The 24692-nt window shown below is 38.9% G+C and carries 16 protein-coding genes and 2 tRNA genes; 10 read left to right on the top strand and 8 right to left on the bottom strand.

Annotated elements, in window-relative coordinates; translation table 11 throughout:
- Window positions 1–3 precede the first annotated feature (3 nt).
- The 3 genes from ccoG to VKY50_RS06030 are packed head-to-tail and all read left to right on the top strand — an operon-like array spanning window position 4 to window position 2590.
- Complete coding sequence (gene ccoG, locus VKY50_RS06040) at window positions 4–1425, top strand: cytochrome c oxidase accessory protein CcoG (protein WP_324299892.1); 1422 nt, start codon at window positions 4–6, stop codon at window positions 1423–1425.
- 11 nt (window positions 1426–1436) lie between these two features.
- Window positions 1437–1886: a FixH family protein gene (locus VKY50_RS06035; protein ID WP_324299890.1), complete on the top strand. Its 450-nt coding sequence runs from the start codon at window positions 1437–1439 to the stop codon at window positions 1884–1886.
- A complete protein-coding gene (locus tag VKY50_RS06030; protein ID WP_324299888.1) occupies window positions 1883–2590 on the top strand; it encodes a sulfite exporter TauE/SafE family protein in 708 nt (235 codons plus the stop codon). The genes VKY50_RS06035 and VKY50_RS06030 overlap by 4 nt, the downstream gene beginning before the upstream one ends.
- Window positions 2591–2610: 20 nt before the next feature.
- Here the strand turns inward: VKY50_RS06030 and hemN are convergent, their stop codons facing one another.
- From hemN to VKY50_RS06000, 6 genes are all read right to left on the bottom strand, one after another.
- A complete protein-coding gene (gene hemN / locus VKY50_RS06025; protein WP_324299886.1) occupies window positions 2611–3969 on the bottom strand; it encodes an oxygen-independent coproporphyrinogen III oxidase in 1359 nt (452 codons plus the stop codon).
- A gap of 130 nt (window positions 3970–4099) precedes the next feature.
- Window positions 4100–5791, bottom strand: coding sequence for a SusD/RagB family nutrient-binding outer membrane lipoprotein (locus VKY50_RS06020; RefSeq protein WP_324299884.1), 1692 nt, complete (start codon window positions 5789–5791; stop codon window positions 4100–4102).
- Between the two features lie 10 nt (window positions 5792–5801).
- Window positions 5802–8936 (bottom strand): SusC/RagA family TonB-linked outer membrane protein, encoded by a 3135-nt coding sequence (locus tag VKY50_RS06015; RefSeq protein WP_324299882.1) that lies wholly within the window; start codon window positions 8934–8936, stop codon window positions 5802–5804.
- A 325-nt stretch (window positions 8937–9261) separates the two neighbouring features.
- Complete coding sequence (locus tag VKY50_RS06010) at window positions 9262–10374, bottom strand: putative glycoside hydrolase (protein WP_324299880.1); 1113 nt, start codon at window positions 10372–10374, stop codon at window positions 9262–9264.
- A 13-nt stretch (window positions 10375–10387) separates the two neighbouring features.
- Window positions 10388–11458 carry a carbohydrate-binding family 9-like protein gene (locus VKY50_RS06005; RefSeq protein ID WP_324299878.1) on the bottom strand — a complete coding sequence of 357 codons (1071 nt, stop codon included), beginning with the start codon at window positions 11456–11458 and terminating at the stop codon, window positions 10388–10390.
- Window positions 11459–11624: 166 nt separating this feature from the next.
- A complete protein-coding gene (locus VKY50_RS06000) occupies window positions 11625–14321 on the bottom strand; it encodes an AsmA-like C-terminal region-containing protein (RefSeq protein ID WP_324299876.1) in 2697 nt (898 codons plus the stop codon).
- Window positions 14322–14775: 454 nt separating this feature from the next.
- Between VKY50_RS06000 and VKY50_RS05995 the strand changes: the two genes are divergently transcribed.
- The 3 genes from VKY50_RS05995 (at window position 14776) to VKY50_RS05985 (ending at window position 17807) form a co-directional block, all read left to right on the top strand.
- Complete coding sequence (locus VKY50_RS05995; protein ID WP_324299874.1) at window positions 14776–16890, top strand: ribonucleoside triphosphate reductase; 2115 nt, start codon at window positions 14776–14778, stop codon at window positions 16888–16890.
- Window positions 16891–16975: 85 nt separating this feature from the next.
- Window positions 16976–17137, top strand: a complete 162-nt coding sequence (nrdD, locus tag VKY50_RS05990) for an anaerobic ribonucleoside-triphosphate reductase (RefSeq protein ID WP_324299872.1) — start codon at window positions 16976–16978, stop codon at window positions 17135–17137.
- Entirely contained in the window at window positions 17097–17807 is a 711-nt protein-coding gene (locus VKY50_RS05985) for an anaerobic ribonucleoside-triphosphate reductase activating protein (RefSeq protein WP_324299870.1), read from the top strand. Before nrdD ends, VKY50_RS05985 begins: the two co-directional genes overlap by 41 nt.
- Window positions 17808–17840: 33 nt before the next feature.
- On the opposite strand, the gene sppA is transcribed toward VKY50_RS05985, so the two are convergent.
- Window positions 17841–19604: a signal peptide peptidase SppA gene (gene sppA, locus VKY50_RS05980; RefSeq protein ID WP_324299868.1), complete on the bottom strand. Its 1764-nt coding sequence runs from the start codon at window positions 19602–19604 to the stop codon at window positions 17841–17843.
- 124 nt (window positions 19605–19728) lie between these two features.
- Between sppA and folK the strand changes: the two genes are divergently transcribed.
- Window positions 19729–20889 (top strand): 2-amino-4-hydroxy-6-hydroxymethyldihydropteridine diphosphokinase, encoded by a 1161-nt coding sequence (gene folK, locus VKY50_RS05975; RefSeq protein WP_324299866.1) that lies wholly within the window; start codon window positions 19729–19731, stop codon window positions 20887–20889.
- Between the two features lie 146 nt (window positions 20890–21035).
- Here the strand turns inward: folK and VKY50_RS05970 are convergent, their stop codons facing one another.
- On the bottom strand, window positions 21036–21566 hold the full coding sequence (locus tag VKY50_RS05970) for an RNA methyltransferase (protein WP_324299864.1): 531 nt from the start codon (window positions 21564–21566) through the stop codon (window positions 21036–21038).
- A gap of 237 nt (window positions 21567–21803) precedes the next feature.
- Between VKY50_RS05970 and mutS the strand changes: the two genes are divergently transcribed.
- The 3 genes from mutS to VKY50_RS05955 all read left to right on the top strand — a co-directional run bounded on the left by mutS (window position 21804) and on the right by VKY50_RS05955 (window position 24689).
- Entirely contained in the window at window positions 21804–24371 is a 2568-nt protein-coding gene (mutS, locus tag VKY50_RS05965) for a DNA mismatch repair protein MutS (RefSeq protein WP_324299964.1), read from the top strand.
- A 134-nt stretch (window positions 24372–24505) separates the two neighbouring features.
- A tRNA-Gly gene (locus tag VKY50_RS05960) sits at window positions 24506–24578 on the top strand.
- Window positions 24579–24603: 25 nt separating this feature from the next.
- A tRNA-Leu gene (locus VKY50_RS05955) sits at window positions 24604–24689 on the top strand.
- The last annotated feature ends 3 nt before the right edge of the window (window positions 24690–24692 follow it).

The following is a 24692-nucleotide window of genomic DNA, read 5'->3' as shown; positions in this document are numbered from 1 at the left end:
GAGATGAGCACAGAAAAAGAAAGTTTTAGGGACACCATAGGAACCATCAATGAAGAAGGGAAAAGAGCTTGGGTTTATCCTAAAAAACCTTCTGGAAAATTTTATACCTACCGAAAATATGTCAGTTATGCACTGTTGCTATTCCTAATTACCGCTCCCTTTGTAAAGATCAACGGCGATCAATTCTTGTTATTTAATATCGTAGAGCGTCGGTTTAATATTTTTGGTTTTCCTTTCTGGCCTCAGGATTTTTATCTATTTGTATTATCGATGGTCATAGGGGTAGTCTTTATTGGATTTTTCACAGCCGCATTTGGGAGGATCTTTTGTGGATGGATATGTCCTCAAACGATCTTTATGGAAATGGTCTTTAGAAGGATCGAGTACTGGATTGAGGGGGATCGGGGAGCCCAAATAAGGTTGAGCAGACAAAAATGGGATGCTGAAAAGATCCGTAAAAGAGTCCTGAAATGGATCATCTTCTTTATTATTTCCTTCCTCATTGCCAATGTATTTTTGGCTTACTTAATCTCAAGCGATACACTGATTCAATATGTACAAAGTAATCCTTTAAACCACCTTTCCACTTTTATCTCGCTGCTGATTTTTACCGCGGTGTTCTATTTTGTTTTTGCTTGGTTTCGTGAACAGGTATGTATCATTGCGTGCCCATATGGTCGTTTACAGGGTGTTTTACTAGACACCAAATCAATCGTTGTGGCCTATGATCACAAGCGTGGGGAACGTGAAAACGGTCGAAAAAAATACAAAAAAAATGAAGATCGTGGTGCTTTAGGATATGGGGATTGTATTGACTGTATGCAATGCGTCAATGTTTGCCCTACTGGAATTGATATTCGAAACGGAACACAATTAGAATGCGTGAATTGTACGGCTTGCATCGATGCCTGTGATGATATCATGGACAAGGTCAATTATCCAAGAGGGCTTATTCGCTATGCAAGTGAGGAGAACATTGAGAAAAAAATGCCTTTTAAATTCACGCCAAGACTTAAAGGATACTCCGCTGTATTGATCATTTTAACCGGTTTATTAATCGGTATGCTATTTTTAAGAAATGATGTGGAAGCTTCCATTTTGAGACTTCCAGGTCAGTTGTATCAAGAAAAAGGAGAATTTACCATCAGTAATGTGTACACTTATAAGGTAATTAACAAAACAGTGAATGCCATTGACAGCGTTCGCTTTGAACTGATTGAACCTAAAGGAAAGATCTCCACTGTCGGCAACAGCAGTTTTAAAATCGATAAAGAAGGACTTGCTGAAGGCACTCTCTTTATTGAGATCGACAAAGCCTTGCTGGATTATGATAAGAATAAGGTAAAAATAGGAGTCTATAATGGTGATGCTTTAATTGAAACAACCACCACCACCTTCTTAGGGCCTAGAAGTTTTAGTAATTAAAAAATAACCGTATGAAATTCAACTGGGGGACAGGAATCGTTATAGCCTTTGTCATGTTTATAAGCTTTATAGGCTTCTTAGTTATTAAAATGAACACCAATGAGATTTACCAACATGACTTGGTAACCGAAGATTATTACAAAAAAGAACTTGAGTTACAACAGAAAATTGACAATGCTGCAGCAGCAGCTGCGATGGACTACAGTATTAAGGTAAAACAGCTTTCTGAAGGGCTATTGATTCGTTTTCCTGATAATTTACATGATGAACAGATCAAAGGCTCTGTGTATATGTACAATCCTTCAAATAAAAAACTGGACTTTACCACAGCCATAAATCTTGAGCAATCACAAATGCTCATACCCTCTAAGTACCTTGTGGAAGGGCGTTGGGATGTAGAGATAAACTGGCAGGCGAACCAGCAACCATATTATTTCAAAACAAAATTGATGTTACAGTGATATTTTCTGGTCTGCTATTGGGGTTATTAGGAAGTCTGCACTGCGTAGGGATGTGCGGTCCAATTGCATTTTTGCTACCATTGGATCATCAAAGTCCCGCCAAAAAGCTAGCTCAGATTTTCCTGTATCACTTTGGACGCTTGTTAACCTATGGAGCCCTCGGTGTCTTATTCGGATGGTTCGGGAAAGGGCTTTTTGTAGCGGATATGCAACAGCGCTTATCGATTGCTATTGGTATTTTGATGATTTTAGCAGTGCTTATTCCCATGAAATTTCTTCAAAAAAGCAAGATATCACAATGGAGTTTCTCATGGATGTCTAGAGCCAAAACGGCTCTTGGAAAACAATTAAAGAAAAATAGGACCTCAGCCCTATTTTCCATCGGCCTTTTAAACGGTCTTCTACCTTGTGGTATGGTATATATGGGACTCTTCGGAGCTTTGGCATTTGCCAGTCCCCTGCAGAGTGGCTTGTATATGCTTCTTTTCGGTGTGGGTACGATACCTCTAATGACCACAGCGGCCTACTTAGGTAATTTCCTATCGGTTTCCATGAGGCAAAAAATAACCAAAGCTATACCAGTGGCTGTAGTTGTTATCGGACTATTATTTGTTATGCGTGGTATGGGTCTTGGAATACCTTATATATCACCTTCGAATCTACAACTCTTTATCAAAGCTGATCCAAACTGCATCGTACCATAACCAATGTTCTTTAGCGCCTTTTATACCGTCAAGGAAAACAACTGTGTTTCAGGTTTATTTTTGCGAAGGTACACATCAAATGCCATACAGATATTACGGATAAACGCTCTGCCCAGATCAGTCACTTGTATCCCTTGGTTTATAAAATGAAGCAGTCCGTCATTTTCTAATTCCTGCAAGGAGTCTATAACTTCGTCTAACTCCGCAAACTTCATGGCATTATCCTGCCAGCTAGTTTGAAATTGACACATTAGATTTAGAATATGCTTTCTAAGAACCAAATCGTGATTGGATAATACATGACCTTTAAAAACTGGTATTTCTCCTTGATTAACTAAATCTTTATAAGTATTGATGTCTTTTTCGTTTTGAGCAAACGCCGACCAACTATCGCTAATACTTGAAACCCCTAAACCAATCATTAAACTGGTGTTTTGCATGGTGTATCCCATAAAATTTCTATGCAAACTTCCCTGTTTCATAGCGATGTACATAGAATCGGTTTTAAGGGCAAAGTGGTCCATTCCAATTTCCTCATACCCAGCATCGGCCAATAGTTTTTTCCCTAATTCGTAGAGTTCTCGTTTCTCATCTCCATTTGGAATGTCTTTTTCATCAAAACCTCTTTGACCATTTCCTTTAATCCAAGGAACATGTGCGTAACTATAAAAAGCAATCCTATCAGGCAATAGTTTAGCAGTCTTTACGATGTTATCTAAAATATGTTCTTTTCGTTGGAAAGGAAGTCCAAAAATAAGATCATGACTTACCGAGGTATAGCCTATTTCTCTGGATTGTTCGGTGACCCTTTCCACGTTTTCAAAGGGCTGTATTCTATTGATCGCCTTTTGAACGCGCGGATTGTAATCTTGAACCCCATAACTCACTCGTCTGAAGCCAAGGTCAAATAATACCTGGAGGTGGTCCCTTTTTGTATTGTTAGGGTGTCCTTCGAAACTGAATTCCACATCTTGTCCACGCTTGGCTATTTTAAAAATTCCATCAATGAGCTCCTTTAGGTTTTCAGGGGAAAAGAAGGTAGGCGTGCCTCCTCCTAGGTGAATTTCCTTTACAACAGGAGTGTCCTTAAAAAGGTTAACATACAACTGCCATTCTTTTAGCAAAGATTCGATATAGGGTGTTTCCACTTCATGCCTTTTGGTGATGCGTTTATGACATCCACAAAACGTACAGAGGCTCTCACAAAATGGCAAATGGATATATAGACTTAGTTCCTTTTGATTTTCATCAAAAGCGCATTTAACAGATGTTTTCCACTTTTTCGAATCGAAGGTTGTTGAATCCCAATAGGGAACCGTCGGATAGCTTGTGTAGCGCGGTCCTGGAACGTTGTACTTTTGAATTAGACTTCCACTCATTTTCCTAGCATTTTAATCCTATAAAATTAGCAAATTCCAGTGGAGCAAAAAATGACAATTATCAGGTAATCAACAAAAAGGGCCGTTCCTTAGAACGACCCCTTTAACAATCTAAACTCAAACTTTCGCTTTATTTTGCCCACCACAATTTGGTACCTTGTGTATCTGGACCCTGTTGACCTACGGCCTGGGCGTAATTCGGATTCGCTTGGGCCCCGGATCCATAACGAAGTCGTTGTGGGTAATCCCCATTAAGAGTACCAAGTCCAAAGATTACAGGATTTGAAACCCCTGCAGCCAAACCAGAAGGATATCCAGTATCCCGTACGATAGCCCAGGCTTCAAAACCATCAGTGTAGCTTGCCAGCCAGCGTTGTAAGGCGATTTTTTCTAATTTTTCCTCCATTGTACCCACGGAAATATCTGCCAGGGCACTGGTTGAAATGTAGTTATTCGCATCCCCTTCTGAGATATCCCATAGTTTCATAGCCTCTATAATTCCTTTTTCCATAAGATCTTGTGCGTCTCCTGATGTAAGACCACGTACAACTGCTTCAGCTTGTAAAAAATAAGACTCTGCACTACTTAGGATAATTTCAGGATATCCAGTAGCCTTCTCCCCACGTGGCTGTATGATGGCATCACCAGGGGTACTGAACATCTCATAACGAACATAGGGCATAATATCAGCATTAAAACGAATAGGTTGACCGATATACTGTCCTGCGGGAACATCAATTATAATATCATCTCCATCTTGAGTTAAAGTATAATCTGCTTGTGCTTTAATTAAAGTAGATTCGATAAAATCAACGCGTTCTTGGTAATTTGGATCAGTATACGATCCCCCTTCCTTTATATTGGTAAACACAAAAGATCCTCCAGGTGCTGGATTGGCGTAGATGGCAAGACGCGGATCATTATGATCGTCTAACATGTTTATAAGCTCCTCACTTACAGTCCACTTAGATCCTAATCCGCCGAAATCATGCCAAACATCCCCGTAGGATGAAGAGGTCCACTCACTGATTACAAAATCCTTACTCATGGTCACACTTCCAGTTACCTCATCTAAAAGAGGCTTGCTTAATGCCTCTGTGATGGTTGCCTCGGCAAAATCAGCCCCAGGAGCACCTAAAGCTCTCATCCCTAAACGAAGTTTTAAGCTATTAGCCATGGTTTTCCAAAGTTGAAGATCACCACCACAATACACATCATTTTCACCCACATCATCAATTCCTAAACCAGTACGTTCCGCATCACCAATAATAGCCATTGCCTGATCCAAATCCGCAATAATCCCTTTATAGATATCGATCTGTGCGTCGTATTTTGGCGTTAAGATACCTTCCACCCCAGCTTCAGAAAAAGGAACCATTCCGAAGGTATCGGTGTACATCTGGAAATATAAACTTTTCATTATCAAAGACATGGCATACATGTACTGGTTTTCAAATTCTCCACCTTCTTTGGTAAAGTCTGCGAAGGATTTAATATTTCCAAAATAACCAGCCAGCCAACCATAGGCCGCATCTGTATAACTTACATCGTAACTATAGCTTAATTCATCGGCCCACCAGCATTGATTAAAACCAAAATTAAAATGCCCCGCAAAACGGTCCGCATGGATTAAATGTGCTCTCCAATACTCAAACCTACCTGGGGCATATAAACCTACCTGGGAACTGGTTAAAAAGTACTTAGCACTCACCTCATCTGAACTAAATCCCTGAGGGTCTCTGTTAATTTCTTCAAAATCCTTTGTACAACCCACTGCAATAAGGAGGCTTAAAAGGACTGTTATATATGATATTTTTTTCATCGGTACAACTTTAAAATTTTACATTTAAACTAAGTCCTATACTTTTTGTAGTAGGAAGTGCGTAATACAATACTCCTTGCCCTAGGTTGGTGGTAGAGTAAGAAGATTCAGGATCAAAGTTGTCAGCCTCCTTGTAGAAGAAGAATAGGTTACGACCTACCACGCTTAGGGAGAGATCCGTAAAGAAGCTCCTATCTAAGAATTTTGCTGGTAAGTTATAGGTTAAACTCAATTCTCTCAAACGTACATTGGTTTGTGAAAAGACATACTCGGAACCAACTCCACTGACTGATCCCCAATAATCCTGAGCAGAAATTCGAATTGAATTCGGCGAGAAATTACCCGCTCCATCATCAATTACCCCAGGCACAACCACGCCATCTTCTCTGTATTGTAAGGAGCGCTTGGAAACACCACTAGCGTCTAGGCCTGCATCAGTTGCTGAGAATACCTCTCCTCCTATCCTGAAATCCACTAGCGCATTTAAGGTAAAATCCTTATATCGGAATGTATTGGTGAATCCTCCAGTGTAATCAGGTTGATAGTTACCCATCTTAATACGCTCTGCGGTTGCTTGAGGTCGACCTTCCGCAGTCAAAATAAGTTCACCAGCGTCGTTTCGAAGCCAGTCTGTGGTGTAAATATCACCATAACCACCTCCGACTTCGGCTCGTACATCAACAATTCCGCTATTACTAGAACTAAATGTGAAATTGTCCTGTCCATCGATAAGACTTACCAATTCATTTTCATTTTTCGACAAGTTCACTGAAGTACTCCATGTGAAATTGGCATTGTCAACTGGGGTTCCGCCTACTAATATTTCAAACCCTTTGTTGGTAATCTCTCCGACATTCTCTCTAAAGAACCCATAACCTGTTCCTGGATCTACTGGGACATCAAAAATTAAATCCTTACTGCTGATTTGGTAATACGCAAAGTCAGCATAAAATCGATTCTTAAATGCCTGTAATTCTAGACCAACCTCATGAGAGCTTACATCTTCAGGTTTAAGACTTTCACTAAACTTAATATTTTGACGGGTGATCTGCGTATTTCCAAGGTAGCCATTTGCTGCTACTTTAAAAACATTAACGATCTGCTGAGAATCCGTGTCATTACCTACACTTGCCGTACTTGCCTTCAATTTTAGCAGGTCGATGTTCGCATTGTCTAGATTAAATATCTCATTGAGCAATACACTCACACTGGCGGAAGAATAAAAATATGATTGATTTTCCACTGGTAATGTAGAAGACCAGTCGTTTCTAGCAGTCACATCCAAATATACCATATCATTGTATGAAAATGAAGCAGATCCATATAAGGAATTGACGCGTTTTTCAATTTTATCAGTTTGAAAAGCAGTTAACTGAGTCCCATCGGTATTATCTAAGAAATAGCGTCCAGGAATTTTAAAATCGTAGCCGTTGGTTCCATTTGATTTATAAGTGGAGTGTCTCATGTTACCACCAGCATTAGCACTAATATTAAACTTAGAACCGATTTCCTTGTTGAACATTAATAAGAAATCATAATTCGTCTCTGTATTGTCATTTTGACTAAAGCGAATTCTTCCATCGTAAAAAAAGTGATGTCCAGTAGCCTCATAGCCTTCTGCTTCTACCGAAACCGCATCGGTCCCTACTCGTGCAAATGCAGAAAGCCAATCGTTGATTTGATAGTTTAGTTTCGCAAATCCCGTAATCCGTGTCCTAAAATCCGCATTGTGATCGTTGTGTAACATCCAATAAGGATTTCCTCCGTTGGATGTCGGGGCAACCACTGCATAAGGTTGCGTTGGATCTAACGGATTGCTTAGGTTTTGATAGGTCTTTAGGTCGTTGATATTGACATTTCTAACCAGTGGCCAAATATAAGCAACAACCCCTTCGGTACCTTGTGCTGGTCTGTTATTGGCTTCTTGCTTAAAATAGGTCACTTTCGCATCCAGCGATAGTTTGTCAGAAAGATTTGCGGTCCCTCGTAAGTTAAAATTATTACGACTTACCGAGGAGTTCGGTAAAATGGATTCTAAATCCGAATTCGTGTAGGAGAAAAACACCGTCGCTTTATCAGATCCTGCCGTTAAAGAGATATTATTCACATAACTTGACCCTGTTTCAAAAAAGTCTTTCACGTTGTTAGGTTGCGCCTGATAAGGTCGCATCTGTCCGTTATACGCCAGCCGCATAGATCCATCAAAACGCGGTCCCCACGAACTGTGACTCTTTACAGTGCTAACGCGTGTATTTAAATCTGCCGATTGATCAATTTGTGGAAAATTACCATCGGTTCCCCTACCATATTCATTTTGGTATTTTGGCAATACCAAAGGCGATTCGAAGGTAACACTCGAGGTATAAGAAATTCCCAAGCCCTTGGTAGGTCGCCCACTTTTGGTAGTGATAATAATCACCCCATTACTGGCTCTGGATCCATATAAAGCAGCCGCATTCGGACCTTTTAAGATCGACATACTTGCGATATCATCTGGGTTAATATCAGAAATTCCATTTCCCATATCTGGGATGGAATACTCTGAACCATTAGAGGACTGTAGTGCGGTGTTGTCTATAGGAACTCCATCAACCACATAAAGCGGTTGGTTGTTTCCAGTAATGGAATTGTTCCCTCGAATGACAACCCTTGTTCCACCTCCAACACCAGAGGTAGATTTAGAGACCACCACTCCAGCAACCTTACCAGCAAGTGAACTGGCAACGTTGGATTCCTTCACTAAGGATACACTTTCTCCATCAACCTCCGTAACGGAATATCCTAATGATTTACGTTTTCTTGTAAGACCTAAGGAGGTGACCACCACCTCTTCAAGTTGTTGGGTATCTGCGCTAAGGGAAATTGTAAAGGAATTTCTACCCGCTACAGAAACTTCCTGCGTGCTAAACCCTATCATAGAAATCACTAAAACAGCCTGTTCTGACACCTGGTCTAGGGTAAAGTTACCATCAAAATCCGTCGAAGTCCCCATATTTGTTCCTTTAATTGCTACTGTAGCACCAGGTAGGGGAAGACCATCCTCTTGACTTGTAACTGTACCAGAAATGCTTCGTTGTTGAGCATTGAGCTGAATACTGAATAACAGCCAAGAAAACATCGTAAAAAATAAAAGTCTCTTACGCATAAAATTGAAGTTTTTAGTTAGTTTTTATATTTAATTGTTGCTAGCCTTATAAAAATAAGGATAATATAATCTATATAAATGTTAAAAAATACTTAACAATTTCTAAATTATTTCGACCAACTGCAGTGCTTTGAAAACAAACGACAACAAATGCCACACAAAGCCATTTCAATTTCTCATAAAAGGTTTTAGTAAAGATAAAATAAGGGATTATCAGAGGTTACTTTTTAGGCTGATTTAAAATTATTTAAGGTTAATTTCACTTTTATTTCAGGCATCACTGGAAAGTATCATTGAGATTTAAATCTGCTAGATGTGAAATGTTTTAATTACGGGATGTTTTTATAGCAGAAAGCTGTTGCTGCGTTAAAGCACTCCCATCGAAAAAAGAAATCCCGTTGGCTCCATTTTCTTTGGCGAGCTTTATAGCTTGTTCTATCTCTTGAGCGCTCATTGGAGGTACGAAAATTCCTGTATGTAATTCTGTTGGTTTTCCTTTAAGATCAGCTACCCCTTGTTTTGTGGCATATCCAATCCAATCAATTTCTTCATTATAGAAATTGTGATAGATCATCGGAAGTACCATATCGATATTCCATTTATCCCATCGCTGACGAACCATATGATCGGCCATCTCGGGATATGGAAATACCGCAGCACTCAATTTCTTTCCATGTTTATGCACTATATCATAGGCATCCTCTACCACTGCTTTAATTTTGTTCAATCGAAATTGCTTCCATTCCATATCAATGGCAGGATTGGTAAAATTACGTGGGTTTTTATGGTGAATTTTCTCAAACTCCTCGACGCACACATCACAATAGCAAAAATCAAATTCGGGAAGTTCCGAGTCTTGCGTTAAGTCATATTTGGGCAATAGTCCAACGGGGAGGAAAATGTCAGAGTACCGTATGTAATCCAAATGGACTGTTTCAATCCCCTCTACCTTGGCCAATTGTTCCACTAGATTCAATACATGCTCCCTGGCTGGTTTTCTAGTCGGACAGAGCCATTGGTAGTACTCCACATAAGGCCTTTTGTTAAAGCAAGAGTTTCCATCCCTACTTACCGCATACCACTCTGGATGCTGCAAGGCTACTGAATCTCCTGGACGATTCATCGCCATAATCCATGCATGCACTTCCAGTCCTTGTGCCTTTGCAAGCGGGGTAAGCCTTTCTAATATCTGTGGATCTGTATGAGTATTAATAAGTACCGCATCAATGCCATGATTTTTATAATTTAAAAATTCTGCCACATAAGAGGAGTCACTTCGTTTCTCATCTGCAGTGATCCAAGTCCAATATTTAAATGCTATCAGATCGGTGAGACCTTCCTCTTGAGCAGGCATCTCTTGAGAGGGTTTAGATTGCTTGTCTTGGCATCCAAGTAGCACCAAGGCGATTAGTAAATACAATAGGCGGCTTGTTTTCATAATTTGGTGAATTTTAATGAATTGTTTTAGTTGTAAAATATCCATCTTCTCGAAGGGTTAATATATTAGAAGTAAAAGGACTCTGAATAGTAATGTTATATCCTGTATCGTGTAGCTGTAATTGTGGTTTTAAAAGCACCCCATCTACCGTTAAGGATTCAAAGGTTAAATCCGATATACTAGCTGCCCATCGCTGGTGCACGTGGTAATAGGATTTTTGAGTTCTATAAAGCTGGTACATTTTCCATTTTATGTTTTCATCCATAGGGATTTCAAAATCATGGTGTTTGTGTTTAGATACCAGAATTGTTGAAAAATACACATAACCCCAATGCTCGGGTTCGTGCATATTAACCACGCCTTGAGGCGACCAGACCCAATTGCATTCATCTAGGTAATTGCCCGCGGAGTCTCTCTTTCGCTGGTATCTTTTTTGCTCTAAATCAAATTGCCATTGTACCCTAGAGAAATTGATCCGCCAAAAGTTATTTGCTGGGATCGAATCTCCTGCTTCTGTTAGTGATTCCCAAGGAATGGCCATCTCTAAACTCCAAGAGGTATCAACATCCGATGGATCATTTAAAGTGCCCTTATAGCTTACCGCGGAAATAAGACCTTTTATATCCCAGTTGTCCAAAATCTTTCCCCCCTCTCGATAAGGTTTGGTTAAAAACAGATCCCATACGGTATTTAGGGCATTAATTTCAAGTTCTATATAATTATGAGTATCTCCATCGGGATCGATAAACATTTCAAAATCATTATTGTAAAAAATGATGGTATCGCGCTTTTTTAAGGTACCCCAAATGTGAGGTTCCTCTATATTTGCATAAACATAGAGATACTGCGCATCCCAAAGCATTTTAAACCGCGTATTATAAAGAGGCTTCTTTTTACCTTTAATAGCTACAAAATCACTTGACCATGGAGCATCACTCCACGATTTTTCCTTTGCTAAGCCATCAATTTCCACTGGACGATTCACCTTATAGGCTGTGTAAGTTTTTGGAGGGTTGGTTTGCGCCCTTACCTGAAGGGACAAACACATAAGCAATAGCATTAGAACAAAAAAAGACTTTGGCATGGGTGGTATTGGTTGGTTTGTTTGAATGTTAAAAAGGACAGTATTAAAATCTACTGTCCTTTAAATATTCTTATTAATATCCAAATAATTAAATTATTTAGACCACCAACGCCCTCAAGCATCCCAACACCTTTAAATTGTAGATGTTCAACACTTTATTATTTTCTTAGTTCGCCGTATCCTTCTCTTTTTTGCCTAAAAGACCCTGAAGGAGCTTTCCAGCTGTGTTTTTAATCTGGTCGTTTTTTGAAGGTTGTACAGAGTCGCTTGTGGCAGTTGTGATACTGTCGGTTGCTTTATCACCTCCTAAAATACCCCCCAAGGCTTCTTTAATTTTATCACTTCCTTTACTGAGAAGCTTTTGCTTTTGCTGTTCGACAAGTTTTTTACTAAACTCACTGACCATCGACCCAAGGTCTGTAGAGATTGTAGGATTATTATACGAGCCGCCTATGGTTGCGGTGACTGGCACCCCCAAATTTTCTGCCTCTGGATCATTTAATTGCGCTAAAAGTTTAGAAACATCCTCTCCGAGATATTTTGCAGGAACATCAAAGCTAATATTATAGGCCATGGATTTATCAAATCCATGAGATCCAACAACATTTACATCGATATCTTGCACCTTGAAGGAGAACGGTTTTACATTGACTTTTCCATTATCAAATGAAAGTGCCGCCTTCACATCTCTGGGTTGCTCCTGCGTGGCGTTTAAAAAATCAATCTTTTGACTTAATACGCTTAGAAGTTTTCCTTTCTCAGGATCAACTCCATTAATTATTGCCTCGGCTAAGGCATTACCTGAGATCGACAATAGGTTAGGCGTAAAATCCGAATTTAAAGTTCCTTTTATATCGAAGGAAGAATTTAAAGTTCCAGTCAGCGCATCAGCAATGGGCACAATAGCCTGTAAAATTTCCAAGCCTTGGAATGATTGCGCAATGCTAAAGTTATTCATCCCAAGATCTAAATTAAATTCAGGTACTGATTCTTTGGTCGAAACAGCCCCATTTAAGGCTAGGGAACCACCAAATATACTAGAGGTCACGTTCTTTAATGATACCGCCTCATCCCGTACCACCAAGGTCCCAGAGACATCATTTAAAGTCAAGTTATCATAGATAACTTTGTTGGCCTTGGCATTAATAGTCGCATCTAAAAAAGATGGGATTTTTATCTCCTCTTCACCGCTTTGTCCTGAAGGTTGTTCAGTTTTTGGAGTATTCTTAGTTTGTGTTTTGGACTCCGATGCACTTTCTTCATCGTTAGAGACCATCATAAAATCGTTAATAGCGAACGTGTTGGAATTTAAGTCAAAGTTTCCTTTTAAGGTTTCTTTGTTAAACATATACCCCAACAAATTCTCAATGGTCCCTGTAGCAGAAAGGTCAGTTTGTCCTGTCTTAGCCATAAAACTATTAAGCGTTACATCCCCTGCAGAGAATGTCATTGAAGCGTTATCAATCGCTACAGGATTTTTAAATTCTTCAGAGGTGTACTCAAAGCCTTTTAAAGCTAGGCTTCCATTATTTTTGGTATTTTGATAGTGACCCTTTTCAATAGAGTTCATATCAAAAGTGGTGTTTATATTAGCATCCAAAATCCCTTTTAAAGGCACTTCTAAATCAAAGGGATACGCTTGGGAAAGATTCGCAAGATTGATTCTCCCCTCTAGGGCTGCATCCACTAATGGATTAGCCATGATGTTTTTTATTTGTGCCTGTGCACTAAAGATATCCTGTGCAATTTGAAAATTCAACGTATTAATTGCCACAAAGGTATTTTCTAGAATCCCTGTCTGATTGGCTAATCTAGCATCTATATTGATATTTTTAACCGTTTGTGGTAGATCGGGGTACTTAAATGAGGCATTATCCGAGGCTATCGAAATATCAAAAGTCGGAATATGATCTTGGTCAATGATACCGCTTAATTCTCCTATAACACTAAAATCACCAGTGGTTTCTACTTTGGAAATATCCTTTGAGTATTGCTTTGGAATAACAGCTAAAAAGTTTTTAAAATCCGTGGAAGGTGTTTTAAAGTTAATATCCACTTGTTGGTTATCCTCATTGACTTGTACAAAACCATCAAAAACCAATTCGAGTTGATTGATAATAGCCTTGTTATCTAGAAAGGTGTATTTATTCTGATCTAAATCCACACCGATCACTGCATCAAGCTTCAGCGGATTCTTATCCAAGTAATTGACACTATCCATTTCAAATGATATCAGGGTAGAAGTTTGAGTGTCCAGCTCCGATATGCTAGTGGATAGATCTCCCTGGCCTGAATGATTCAGCTCATCGAGTTCAAAATACATCTTTCCAGGTTGATCGTAATATGTTATCTTAGAATCTGTAATCTCATATCGCTCCACAGAGAACGAAATGGCTTGATCGCCTTGGGAAGTTGAAGCACTTTCTTGTTCTTGTGGTGTAGAAGGACTTTTATTTTCTGACTCTTTGGCTATGTTGTAATTAACATTCCCATCGGCATCAGTTAGTATATTTACCACCGCGCCATCAATTTCAAAACTATTGATACTATAAGGCTCTCCAGCTTTGTTGAACAGTTGCATAAAGGGTACACTTAAACGAGCTTTATCAGCATACACTAGGGTATCTCCTTGAAAAGGGGCATTGTTAATGACACTCAACTGATCTATCCCTACAGAAACATTCGGGAAATTGCGAACTAAACTGATATCTGCATCCTCAAATTCAAATTTTGCATTAATGTTCTCATTTACGGTGTGTTTCACAATTTTGATGATTTTCCCCTCAAATAAAAATGGGGCGATCAGCAATAAAGCAACCATCACTGCGATTATTATAATAGAGATTTTAAGTATCTTTTTCATTTTATTACTTTTTTGGGGGGTTCATTATGTGTTTACACAAATTTGCAGCATTTCCCCTACACTACACAAGAATTTAATAAAAGTTTAATGTTTTCATCTTATATACGCATAGAATCCAGCTACAGATTAGTTCTGGTATTGATTAATCCAACCCCCTAATCTTGGATTCGGATATAAATCGCTTATATATTTCGCTTATTTCAGATAACTATCGGCCACCAATTTTATGCGATGTTGTGCTGTTTTTTTCATTTAGATTTGCTGCTAGAACGGTGATAATATAGGTTCTACGAACTTATGAACAAAATAGGGGTTTAACTGTTAATATCGTTTTCAACTAAAGTTGATAGTAGATTGTTAATTAGTATTTTATAAAATCGGACAAAATAGTCTTATTATTTATAAATTTGTCTAACCAGCACCATACTAACGGTAACTCAACAGAAAGAATCTCATGAAAAACGTAGTTGTTAAAAGGTCAGGCGCCTATGTGCCTTTAGAAGGTTATAAAATACTCATCGCTTTGGATAAAGCCTTTAGTAGCGTTCAACAGACTACCGATACCCAGCTCTACAATCGTTTGATGCGTAAAATTGAACATAAATCCGTCCTATCTGTGGAAGATATTCAAGATGCCATTGAACGGGAGCTTTTTGACGCTGGTTACTTTGAAGTATTGCGATCTTTTACACTTTACCGATATACCCGTAAAATGCAGCGGGAACACAGCGAGGGATTTAATCCCTTTACCACCTATGTAGACAGTTCGCAGGCGGTGGCAGAGTATATCGAACAAACCGATTGGAGAATTAATGCCAATGCAAACACCTCCTACTCCAATGCAGGCCTTGTCAACAATGCTGCGGGCAAGTTAATCGCGAACTATTGGTTGGATCGAGTTTACTCCAAAATAGAGGGACAGGCGCACCGTTGCGGTGATTTGCATATTCACGATTTGGATTGTTTAACTGGATACTGCGCTGGTTGGAGTTTAAGAGTGCTACTGGATGAGGGGTTTAATGGTGTTCGTGGTCGCGTAGAGAGTCGTCCACCAAATCACCTTAGAGAAGCCTTGGGTCAAATGGCAAACTTTTTGGGGATCTTACAAAGCGAATGGGCTGGAGCACAGGCCTTCAGTTCCTTTGACACTTATTTAGCACCCTATGTTTTTAAGGACCAACTTAACTTTGACCAGATCCTAAAGGCCATTCGCAGCTTTGTATATAACCTCAACGTTCCTGCGCGTTGGGGACAATCCCCCTTTACGAACATTACCTTGGATTGGGTGGTGCCTGAGGATTTAAAAACACAAATTCCTACACGCCAAGGAAAGCATCTGTTTGAAGGGGTGAATGACCAACAATTGTTAGTGCTAGCCAAAAAAAGAGGTGTAGATGAACTGACCAAGTTACGGTATGAACATTTTAGTCAGGAAATGCAACTAATTAATAGGGCTTATTATCAAGTAATGACCGAAGGAGATGCTTCTGGACAGCCATTCACCTTCCCTATACCAACAGTGAATATTACTGAAGATTTTGATTGGTATGGCCCTAATACGGATATCTTGTTTGAGAACACTGCAAAGATAGGATCCTCTTACTTCCAAAATTTTATAGGAAGCCAGTATATAATCAACGATAAAGGTGTGCGTGTTCCAAATCCAGAGGCCTATGCTCCCAACGCTGTAAGGAGCATGTGTTGTAGACTTCAACTGGATCTTCGTGAATTATTAAAGCGCGGTAATGGTCTTTTTGGAAGTGCAGAAATGACTGGTAGTCTTGGTGTAGTCACCCTAAATATGGCTAGATTAGGTTTTCTTTACCCTGGAAAGAAAGAAGCACTTTATCAGGCTATGGATCATTTACTGGATCTGGCCAAGTCAACTTTAGAGAAAAAACGGGTCTTTATTCAACAGATGTTTGATCGGGGCTTATATCCCTATACCAGTCGATACCTAACACATTTTAGAAATCATTTTTCCACCATTGGCGTGAACGGGATGAATGAAATGGTACGAAACTTTACAAGGGATCGTCATGATCTAACAGATAATTCCGGGCATGATATGGCCATAGAAATCCTCGACCATATACGAAAACGCCTAAAAACTTTTCAAGAAGATACTGGAAATTTGTATAATCTTGAGGCTACCCCGGCAGAAGGGACTACCTACAGGTTTGCAAAGGAGGATCTAAAGCGATATCCGAATATTATACAGGCTGGAACACCTAAAAACCCCTATTACACTAATAGCTCACAACTGCCTGTTGATTACACGGAGGATCCATTTGAAGCCCTCCTAATGCAGGATGAGTTACAATGCAAGTATACTGGTGGAACGGTGCTTCACCTATATATGAATGAGAAAATCAGTTCCGCGGAGTCATGCAGAAGATTTGTAAAAACAGTTCTGACAAAATTTAAACTTCCTTATATCACTGTCACCCCTGTTTTTAGTATTTGTCCTGTTCATGGGTACCTCAATGGGGAGCATGAATATTGTCCACATTGTGATAAGGAGCTCTTGGATACTATGGAACATGAATCGCAGGTCTTGACCAGTTAAACTGATAAGGCCCAGGCTAATTTAATTTCATAAACTAAATATATCAACCGTCTGAGAGGAATCAGACCTTAAAATTTCAAACAAAATGAAACCAATCGCACAACAAGATTTAGACCAACTCAATGAATTAAGAACTAAGTGTTTGGTGTATACCCGTGTAATGGGATACCACAGACCTGTTGAAAGTTTTAATATTGGAAAGAAAGGTGAACACAAGCAACGTACACATTTTAAAGAGAACTGCTAAAAATATTTATTCAATTACCCCCTTTACCCTACTCGATTTCCCAGGGCATCCTGCCTGTATTTTTTGGTTTAGCGGTTGTAACATGAGGTGCTTATATTGTTATAACCCTGATATCGTTTTAGGCAAAGGTTCCTTAAGGTATAACGATGCCCTAGGATTTCTAAAAACACGGATAGGTTTATTAAATGGGGTGGTAATGAGTGGCGGTGAATGTACCATGCATCCTTATTTTATAGAATTTATCGCCGCTGTTAAACAGTTAGGATTTTTAGTAAAAGTAGACACCAATGGTAGCAAACCTAAGGTGCTTCAAACTTTACTTGAGGATACATTAATCGACTATGTCGCCCTTGATTTCAAGGCTATGCCTGAAAAAGAAATTGCTATTACAGGTGGTCGTTTCTTTGAGGAGTTCTCAGCTTCACTAGATCTTCTTCTCTTTTATGATATACCTTTTGAGGTCCGAACTACCGTACATCAGAGCCTACTTACCTCAGCTGATATCTTATCGATGAGTGGATTTTTAAATCAAAAGTCCTACAAGGGCGTTTACTATTTACAAAATTTTAAAAGCGGTGTTCCTACATTGGGTAATATCAAATCAAATAGAGCTTCCTTAGACCATGCGGCCCTTGAAAGCTCTTTGATTCCCGTTGTCATTAGAAACTAATTTTTTAAATCGAAATGATGCTTTGTCATGCTACTAATGGATGTTGATCTCAAAAGGTAGTCTTGCTTGGACTCCTTTTTTTGTACCCACTGCTTTTAATTGTTGCATTACCTTATAAAACTCCTCTCCGAGCTCTTCTTTTAGAAGTGCTTCTTTGGTTTCTGCAAAGCCAAAACCAGACAAACCTCTAAGGAGTTCTTCAATGGAAGTCTCATAAACGGGATAGTTTTCAATACTATAAGAACTTATCCCAGTTGAACTAGCGGCATAAGCAATAGCTTGGTCAAGACCGCCAATTTCATCTACCAATCCTTTTTCTACGGCTTGCTCTCCAGTCCAAACACGACCTTGGGCTACAGCATCCACCTCTGAGATGGTCATAGATCTGCCTTGTGCTACTTTCTTTAAAAAGGTTTGATAAAAGTCCTCGATCCCCATCTTCATATAGTCCTTGAAATTTTCTGAGGCTGGCTCAAAAACACTATAAGCGGTAGCGTTTTTATTGGTGTTAACTTGCTCGGCATTAATCCCCCAATTGCTAGCTAAATTACTCACATTTGGCAAAGCAGCAAAAACACCTATGGACCCTGTAATGGTACTTGGTTCAGCAAATATTTTATCCCCCGCTACAGCTATATAATATCCTCCTGAGGCCGCTAGATCTCCCATAGAAACAATCACTGGTTTTATTTCTTTTGTCACTTGTATTTCTCGCCAGATGATATCTGAGGTAATGGCCATTCCTCCTGGTGAGTTAATTCGAAGGACAATAGCTTTAATACGATCGTCTTCACGGGCTTTTTTAAGGGATTTAAACATGATGTCTTGTCCTATATAATTGTCATTTCCCTTACCATATCCTATTTCACCTTGAGCGTAGATTACTGCAATTCGGTCAGGCTCCTTAGTTTTTATGACTTTGGAAGCGTACTCTGCATAATCTAAAATATTAATATGATTGAAATCTTGGTTCGATGAAAGTCCTAATTGCTGTTTAATAGAACTTATGTATTGATCCATATACACTAGACCATCTACAAAGTTATTTTCAAGTGCAAGAGCTGGGGTTCGAGTGGCTAAATTATCCGCATAGGTATTGAGCTCTTGTTTGGTCATAGATCTACTTTGTCCTATGTCCTCAAGGTAGGTATCCCATACGGAAAGTAGGAGCTCCGTAATCTGTTGCCTGTTTTCAGGACTCATGGTATTAGACAAAAAGGGTTCTACAGCACTTTTGTATTTTCCATGTCTGATCACCTCCATTTTGATCCCTGAATTTTCTTGAAGCTCTTTAAAAAATAACACTTCAGAAGAAAGTCCTCGAAAATCTAATGTTCCTGTGGGGTTTAAAAACACGGAATCTGCCACAGAGGCTAGGTAATAATCTTTTTGCATATACATATCACCATAGGCATAGACAAATTTGCCTGATTCCTTAAAAGCTAATATGGCATCTCTGATCGATTTAGTTGTTGCTGCACCCGTAGTAAGAAAGGAGCTATGAATACTAATCCCTTTTATTTTATCGTCTTCAGCCGCATTTTTTATGGCAAACAAAACGTTATTTACCCCATTATATTCCTCAAACTGATAATCCAAATCAGTAAACTTATATTTTCCTCCGTAGTCCTTTAGGGGTTGATCGAAGCTAAGTTCTAATACAGAATTGTCTTTTACTACAATGGGTTGTTCAGCACTACCTGCAATGGTGGCGATTATAAGGAAAAACATAAACGCTATTCCAAAAGCAATTAAAGTACCTAAAATTGCCGCTAACAAATTTCTTAAAAACTTCATATTTTTTATTCTCAATGATAGTCAAAGATAATTGCCTATACCAAAAAAACAAATATTTATAACACATTAAATCGATCCTGAATATGACGATTGTTTATAAATATTTTTCAAAGCACCATTTTTAATGACCCCTCTTTTGTTTCTTTGCAAGGTGGAACATTTAGTCAAACGCGCATATCTGTCAGTAGGAAGTAATTTAGGTGATCGCCAAGCCAATTTGCAAAAGGCCATTGAACTCCTAAACGAAAAAGGAGGGACCATTACTTCCTGTTCTTCTATATACGAATCTCCTGCTTGGGGGTTTGAAAGTGATGATTTTTATAATATCTGTTTAGGTATTGATACCGCTCTCAACCCTGAAGAATTGCTAAACTGTATGCTACGCATTGAAACCACTCTTGGCAGGACTCGGGATCCCAAGTCGGAGCACTACGCAGCGCGTACCATTGATCTCGACATCGTGTTTTACCACGACTATATCATAGAAAACAAGCATCTAACAGTACCTCATCCCGCTATGCAGCTCAGGCGTTTTGTCCTAGAACCCTTGGCGGAAATCATACCAGGAAAAATACATCCTGTTTTTAAAAAATCTGTCAGTGAACTCTTGGAACAATGCGAGGATCAAAGTTCAATTGTAAAAACAACGCATGAGCTCCAATTCAAAAAAAACAATTTCTCTAAATATAGATTTATTGCCATTGAAGGAAATATCGGGGCTGGGAAAACGACACTAGCAACTAAAATTGCAGAGGATTTTAACGGACAACTTATTTTGGAACGGTTTGCAGATAACCCGTTTCTTCCAAAATTCTATCAGGATCGAAATCGGTATGCCTTTACCCTTGAGATGTCTTTTCTAGCCGATCGTTATCAGCAATTTACCGCCGACACTTCTAAGCCGAACCTCTTCCATAACTTTATGATTAGTGATTACGATATCTTTAAGTCATTGATTTTTGCCAATGTCACTCTTCAAAAAGAAGAGTTCGATTTGTACCGGAAACTCTTTAACATCATGTATAAAGAGGTGGTCAAGCCAGATGTCTATGTGTATTTATTTCAAAGCCATGAGCGTCTTTTAGAAAATATTAAAAAGCGTGGTCGCCACTACGAACAACAAATTGACCCTGGCTATTTAAAAAGTATCAATTCGGCGTACTTACAGTTCATTAAGTCTCACCCGGAAATAAACCCTATTGTTATAGATGTCACTGAGTTAGATTTTGTTGAGCACCAAAATCACTATCAGTTAATCATTGATAAAATCCATGAAAACGGTTAGACCCTCTTAGGAATTTTTAGAAATATTTAAGAAATATTTTGGTTTATTGCCTAATCTTCACTTAATTCGTGGGGCAATTTTATGGTAGGAAACTAGCTAACTTTACTTAATATATTTCCTGGGATTCGTTTATCGGGTCCCTTTTTTTAGCGCGCTAATTTTGAAAACAGATCCCAGATTACAACCCCAGCACTTACCGAAATGTTTAATGAGTGTTTCGTTCCAAATTGAGGTATTTCCACAACATGGTCCGTGCTACTTACTATTTCTTGTTGCACTCCTTTAACTTCATTTCCAAATACAACGGCGTATTTTCTAGAAGGATCCACCGTAAATTGATCTAACATGGTCGCATTTTCTGCCTGTTCAATAGCGATGGTAATTATTCCTTGGTTTTTTAAAGAATCGATCACCTCCCCAGTATGCTCCATATATTCCCACGCTACACTCTCTGTTGCACCCAAGGCGGTTTTATGAATATCTTTATGGGGTGGTGTGGCCGTAATCCCACACAGGTAGATCTTTTCAATTAAAAATGCATCTGCAGTACGAAAAACAGAACCGATATTATTTAGACTTCTGATGTTATCTAGTACTATGACAATAGGAGTTTTTGGAGCCTTTTTAAAAGCTTCTACTTCCAGTCTATTTAACTCGCTGTTCTTTAATTTTCGCATTTTTCCTATTTTAGGACAAAAGTAACCAAATATCATCGGTAAAGGCAAATGGCCTCTAAAAAGAGAATTAATAGGAGAAGTCTAGATTAGAAGAAATTCTTTGAAAGTGATTTTTTAGAAGATTACACTGAAAACTTCCTTTAGAAATGGAATTTCAGCATAAAAAATAATACTTTCGTCAAAGAACATAAAAAACGTATTTTGGCAGCTTATAAAACTAAAAAAGTAACTCCTTTAATGAATCAATACAATAGCATTAAGGCAAAGTATCCTGACGCCTTACTATTGTTTAGAGTTGGTGACTTTTATGAAACCTTTGGCGAAGATGCCGTGGTGACCTCCAAAATATTGGGCATTGTTCAAACGCACCGAAATAATGGAAGTGATAGAACGGAACTCGCGGGCTTTCCCCATCATTCATTAAATACGTATTTACCCAAATTAGTAAAGGCTGGTAAACGGGTAGCTATCTGTGATCAATTAGAAGATCCTAAACTCACTAAAACCATTGTAAAAAGGGGAGTTACTGAACTCGTTACCCCTGGTGTGGCACTGAACGATGATATCCTTGCTGCCAAATCCAATAACTTCCTTTGCGCTATTCATTATGATAAAAAGTATTTGGGAATTTCTTTTCTAGATATCTCCACTGGGGAATACCTCACTGCTGAGGGTCCTAAGGAGTATATTTCTAAATTACTTCAAAACTTTTCTCCCAGTGAGGTGTTGGTTTCAAAGAAATTTAAAATGCAATTTAGAGCGGACTTCACAAAAGAACTTCACGCTTTTTTTGTGGAGGATTGGGTGTTTCAAGAAGATTATGCTAATGAAACCTTGAATGAGCACTTTCAAACCAAGTCGCTGAAAGGATTTGGCATTGATCAACTAAAGTACGGGATCATCGCCTCAGGCGCGATTTTGTATTATCTCTCCGAGACTCAGAATAAAAAACTGGATCATATTACATCTATATCACGCATTGCAGAGGAGCAGTATGTGTGGATGGATCGTTTTACTATTAGAAACTTAGAGCTCTACAACACTGGGCACACTAATGCGGTTAGCTTATTAGATGTGATTGATAAGACCATTTCCCCGATGGGTGGAAGATTGCTTAAGAGATGGCTGGCTCTTCCACTTAAAAACATCCAAGATATTAAGCGAAGGCATCAGATTGTAAGTTTCTTTAAAATTGACCAAAACCTTAGGAACTGGTTTCGGGAACAAATAAAGCAGATCAGTGATTTAGAACGCTTGATTTCTAAAATTGCCACCGGGAAGATAAACCCGAGAGAAGTGGTTTATTTAAAAAATTCCCTGGATGCTATCGAGCCTATAAAAAAAGCTATTGATGAGAGTAAAAATGAGGATTTAAAAGCTTTGGGAGCTCAAATAGATATTTGTAAAGCGCTTCGCAACCGTATTGAGCAAACCTTACATCCCGAGGCACCCACCAATATCGCTAAAGGAGTTACCATTGCAGAAGGGTTTTCTGAAGAACTTGATGAATTGCGTGAATTGGCTTATTCTGGAAAGGACTACCTGGATAATATGCTCAAAAGAGAGACTCAAAATACGGGAATTAGTTCGCTTAAAATTGCCAGTAACAACGTTTTTGGGTATTATATCGAAGTAAGGAATTCTCATAAGGATAAGGTTCCGGAGCATTGGATACGAAAACAAACCTTAGTGAATGCAGAACGTTACATCACCGAGGAATTAAAAGAGTATGAGGCTAAAATATTAGGAGCAGAGGAAAAAATAGCAAGCCTGGAACTTCGGTTGTTTAATGAGCTTATACTTTGGATGCATTCTTACATCGAGCAGGTACAAAAAAATGCATCTATCATTGCTCAATTGGATTGCTTATGTGGCTTTGCACAGCTCGCACAGGAGAATAACTACAATCATCCCGAATTGGATGAGAGTTTTGATATTGATATTGTCAATGGGAGGCACCCTGTAATTGAAAAACAATTGCAGCCTGGGGAATCCTATATTGCAAATAGTACTTTTTTAGACAGGAAAGATCAGCAGATCATTATGATCACTGGACCCAACATGAGTGGTAAGTCTGCTATCTTGAGACAAACAGCGCTTATCGTGTTATTGGCGCAAATTGGAAGTTTTGTTCCTGCGGAAAAAGCGCGCATTGGAATTATTGATAAAATCTTTACACGCGTGGGTGCAAGTGACAACATCTCTCTTGGTGAATCCACTTTTATGGTAGAGATGAATGAAACTGCGTCTATACTAAATAACAGTTCTGAACGCAGTTTAATTCTGTTGGATGAAATAGGTAGAGGAACTAGCACTTATGATGGTATCTCTATAGCATGGGCTATTGCAGAATACATCCACGAACATCCACACCGGGCTAAGACATTATTTGCAACACATTACCATGAGCTTAACGAGATGAGCTCCACATTTGACAGAATTAAGAATTATAATGTGTCTGTAAAGGAACTCAAGGACAATGTACTGTTTTTAAGAAAATTAGAGCCCGGAGGTAGTCAGCATAGCTTTGGAATTCATGTTGCTAAGATGGCAGGTATGCCTCAGCAAGTGATCCATAGAGCGAATAAGATTCTAAAACAATTGGAAAAGTCTCATAGTAATGAAGAGCTGACAGATAAACTTAAAACAACCCAACAGGATATGCAACTGAGTTTCTTTAATCTCGATGATCCATTATTGGAAGAGATCAAAGAGGAAATATTAGGAACAGATATTGACACCCTTACCCCTGTAGAGGCACTAATGAAATTAAATGAGATTAAAAGAATGCTGGGAAAGAGTTAGTTAAACTCTGAAAAAAATGAATTCTATTCTTTTTCAAATAAATGCTTTGCTTTTTGAAGAATTGTATTAAATTTGCATCCGCATTGAAGAAAATATAAGGGTAGAAACTTGTATTTACAACGTTCATAAAAATCGCGAAAATAGCTCAGTTGGTAGAGCGCAACCTTGCCAAGGTTGAGGTCGCGGGTTCGAATCCCGTTTTTCGCTCAAGTATACCAATTAAAAATACTCTGCTCGAGTGGTGGAATTGGTAGACACGCTGGACTTAAAATCCAGTGGGCAGCAATGTCCGTGCGGGTTCAAGTCCCGCCTCGAGTACTT

The sequence above is a fragment of the Galbibacter sp. genome, assembly GCF_035306585.1.
Taxonomy (GTDB): Bacteria; Bacteroidota; Bacteroidia; order Flavobacteriales; family Flavobacteriaceae; genus Galbibacter.
The sequence above is the reverse complement of the archived record's forward strand: the minus strand, read 5'-3'. Positions and strand labels throughout refer to the sequence as shown.

Coding starts and splice junctions, on each gene's coding strand:
- sppA (WP_324299868.1), bottom strand. CDS start 19,604: ATGAAGTTTTTAAGAAATTTGTTAGCGGCAATTTTAGGTACTTTAATT.
- VKY50_RS06035 (WP_324299890.1), top strand. CDS start 1,437: ATGAAATTCAACTGGGGGACAGGAATCGTTATAGCCTTTGTCATGTTT.
- VKY50_RS06000 (WP_324299876.1), bottom strand. CDS start 14,321: ATGAAAAAGATACTTAAAATCTCTATTATAATAATCGCAGTGATGGTT.
- VKY50_RS06015 (WP_324299882.1), bottom strand. CDS start 8,936: ATGCGTAAGAGACTTTTATTTTTTACGATGTTTTCTTGGCTGTTATTC.
- VKY50_RS06005 (WP_324299878.1), bottom strand. CDS start 11,458: ATGCCAAAGTCTTTTTTTGTTCTAATGCTATTGCTTATGTGTTTGTCC.
- mutS (WP_324299964.1), top strand. CDS start 21,804: ATGAATCAATACAATAGCATTAAGGCAAAGTATCCTGACGCCTTACTA.
- VKY50_RS06020 (WP_324299884.1), bottom strand. CDS start 5,791: ATGAAAAAAATATCATATATAACAGTCCTTTTAAGCCTCCTTATTGCA.
- VKY50_RS05995 (WP_324299874.1), top strand. CDS start 14,776: ATGAAAAACGTAGTTGTTAAAAGGTCAGGCGCCTATGTGCCTTTAGAA.
- folK (WP_324299866.1), top strand. CDS start 19,729: ATGACCCCTCTTTTGTTTCTTTGCAAGGTGGAACATTTAGTCAAACGC.
- ccoG (WP_324299892.1), top strand. CDS start 4: ATGAGCACAGAAAAAGAAAGTTTTAGGGACACCATAGGAACCATCAAT.
- VKY50_RS06010 (WP_324299880.1), bottom strand. CDS start 10,374: ATGAAAACAAGCCGCCTATTGTATTTACTAATCGCCTTGGTGCTACTT.
- hemN (WP_324299886.1), bottom strand. CDS start 3,969: ATGAGTGGAAGTCTAATTCAAAAGTACAACGTTCCAGGACCGCGCTAC.
- nrdD (WP_324299872.1), top strand. CDS start 16,976: ATGAAACCAATCGCACAACAAGATTTAGACCAACTCAATGAATTAAGA.
- VKY50_RS05970 (WP_324299864.1), bottom strand. CDS start 21,566: ATGCGAAAATTAAAGAACAGCGAGTTAAATAGACTGGAAGTAGAAGCT.